Source organism: uncultured Fretibacterium sp. (assembly GCF_938040765.1).
GTDB lineage: Bacteria > Synergistota > Synergistia > Synergistales > Aminobacteriaceae > CAJPSE01.
Genome location: NZ_CALIAA010000131.1, coordinates 1 through 2,292, shown reverse-complemented (window position 1 = coordinate 2,292; position 2,292 = coordinate 1). Strand labels below are relative to the sequence as shown.

Genomic DNA, 2,292 nt, shown 5'->3' with positions numbered 1-2,292 from the left:
ATAAGCGTATCTTGAGTAAATGTTGAGTAACCAAAGTAAAAAGGTTCAGGAGGAAATCTCCTGAACCCTTGCTGTCAGTGGTGGGCGATACTGGGTTCGAACCAGTGACCTCTTCCGTGTGAAGGAAGCGCTACTACCGCTGAGCTAATCGCCCTTTACGAGGGAGTATTATACACAGAAGCGGCGGATAGCACAAGGGGGCCGTAGCGGCGCCGAATGAAAAAAGACCCTTCGGTTCCGGAGCGTTCCTCACCTGTTTTTTCCGAAGCGGGACGCTCCCGGCAGCCGCTCCCCGAACTGAAAGACGGCCAGCCCCGCAAGGACGGCCGCTATCCCGGCCCATTGCGAGGATGTCACCCGCTCTCCATGGATCAGCATCGCGCTCAGCAGCCCTGTGACGGGCACCAGCAGCGAGAAGGGGGCTACCCTTCCGGCGGAATAGATCCCAATCATCCTGTTCCAGACGTAATACGCGAAGAGCGTCGACAGGATGACGAGATACAGGACGGAAAAAACGGCGGTTGCGTCGATCTGCGTCAGCGACTGAAGAATGGCGTCCGGCCCGTCGCCGACGAGGGAGATGCAAAGCATGGGAAGAGGGACGAAGATCGAGGACCAGACGAGCATCTCCATCATGTTCAGGGGTTTGCCGTTCCGGGCGCTCTCGTCCGACGCCCTCTTGACGATGATGTTGGCGCAGCTCCAGAAGAACGCGGCCAAAAGAGAAGTCAGGAAGGCCGCGGGAGGAACCGCCGTCGCTTCTGTTCCAAAGAAACCGCCGATCAGTCCGAGTCCGACGATGGCCAGTCCCATCCCGGAAATCCGGGTTCCCCCGACCTTCTCCCTCATGAACATCGCCGACAGGACCAGGGTGAAGATTGCCTGGGACTGCATGACCACCGAGGCCAGCCCCGCAGGCATGCCGATCCTGATCGAATAAAACAGGAGGGAAAACTGACCTACCCCGATGCTCAATCCGTAAGCCGCCATGGCGCGCCAGGACACAGAGGGCCTCTTCACAAAGAATACCAGGGGGAAAATGACGAACAAATACCTCAGGAAAACCAGAAAAAGCGGGGGGACCGACCTCAGACCGGTCTTGATGACCGCGAAGTTGATGCCCCAGACGACGGCGACCGCCAGAAGCAGAAGGATGTCGCGCCTGCTCATACCCGGTTCGCGCCGATCCATCGCAGAACGGCCCCCCTATTCTCCAGATCCTCCAGGTTCTCCTCATGTTTCTTCCGGTCCACCCACCCCAGGGCGTCGGCCAGAACCGTCACGTGCCGTCCCGCCTCGAGCAGGTCCAGAACGCTTTCCCGAACGCAATACTCGCTGGCGATGCCGCAGACGGTCACGTCGGCCCCGACGTCCTGGCCGACGGTACGCCCCGCGTCGTTCCGGGCGCCGAAGGCCGAGTACTCCTCGACGAGGTCGTCCATGCCCTTACGGTAGGTCGTCCTGAGATCGGGCCGCTGTTCCGCGCGGAGGACCTCCGTATGAAACTTCCCATGGAGCCGGGAGCCCCGTTCCCCCGCGATGCAGTGCGGCGGCCAGATGCCTCCGTTCGGCAGGAAACTGCGGTTTGCAGGGCTGTGCCAGTCCACCGAATAGAGGGTCGCCACATCGGGCCGGGCATTGATGAAGGCGACGGCAGAATCGACGGCCTCGAGAGCGCCCTCGCAGGCCAGCGAACCGTCGATGAAATCGTACTGACAATCCACGATCAGAAGCGATGGGACGGACATGATGAAACCTCCCTATTTTTATGAAGCAGGAGCCCGAACGGTCCTTTTCCTCCTGCATTATACGCGATTCCGCCGCTTTGAATGTTGCCGGGGCCCGAATGCCTGTATACAATAGTCTCTCGAACAAGGCATGAGGCCATGAAGGAGGGAGGCAGCCTATGCGAAGGGGGAGGCATGATGGGGGCGGATATGGAACGCTCCGTCTCATGACCATGGCTTTGTCCGCGGACCTTGCCGTCAAGGGAGCCGCGCGTTTTCTCCTGTCTGGGAAAACCGTCCCGCTCGTCCTCGGCTTCCGCTTGGAGCTTCACCTCAACTCCGGCGTTTCGTTTGGGCTGACCCCTACCCTGGGCTGGGCCGTCGGCCTGTTGGGGCTGGCCGTCCTGTTGGGCCTGACCTGGGCCTCGAGGGGGGGGACAGGCCGTGCGGGATGCGGATTGGCCCTGCTTTGGGCGGGCGGACTGAGCAACGCTCTCGAGCGCCTGTTCCTGGGAAGCGTGACGGATTTCTTCCTCGTCCCCCTGCAACGTATCCCATCGGTCCC

Annotated in this window: 3 protein-coding genes and 1 tRNA gene; 1 reads left to right on the top strand and 3 read right to left on the bottom strand. The window is 60.9% G+C overall.

The genetic code is table 11. The features are described from left to right. Positions 1 to 78 precede the first annotated feature (78 nt). The 3 genes from Q0176_RS04915 to Q0176_RS04905 all read right to left on the bottom strand — a co-directional run bounded on the left by Q0176_RS04915 (position 79) and on the right by Q0176_RS04905 (position 1,748). Positions 79 to 154: transfer RNA gene (locus tag Q0176_RS04915), tRNA-Val, on the bottom strand. Positions 155 to 249: 95 nt separating this feature from the next. Beyond that, positions 250 to 1,191, bottom strand: a complete 942-nt coding sequence (locus Q0176_RS04910) for an EamA family transporter (protein ID WP_299299803.1) — start codon at positions 1,189 to 1,191, stop codon at positions 250 to 252. Next, positions 1,167 to 1,748 (bottom strand): isochorismatase family protein, encoded by a 582-nt coding sequence (locus Q0176_RS04905; RefSeq protein WP_299299801.1) that lies wholly within the window; start codon positions 1,746 to 1,748, stop codon positions 1,167 to 1,169. Before Q0176_RS04905 ends, Q0176_RS04910 begins: the two co-directional genes overlap by 25 nt. Positions 1,749 to 1,906: 158 nt before the next feature. On the opposite strand from Q0176_RS04905, the gene Q0176_RS04900 reads away from it, so the two are divergent. Next, positions 1,907 to 2,292: signal peptidase II (locus Q0176_RS04900; RefSeq protein ID WP_299299799.1), on the top strand; the 386-nt coding region annotated here is incomplete at its 3' end.

Coding starts and splice junctions, on each gene's coding strand:
- Q0176_RS04910 (WP_299299803.1), bottom strand. CDS start 1,191: ATGGATCGGCGCGAACCGGGTATGAGCAGGCGCGACATCCTTCTGCTT.
- Q0176_RS04905 (WP_299299801.1), bottom strand. CDS start 1,748: ATGTCCGTCCCATCGCTTCTGATCGTGGATTGTCAGTACGATTTCATC.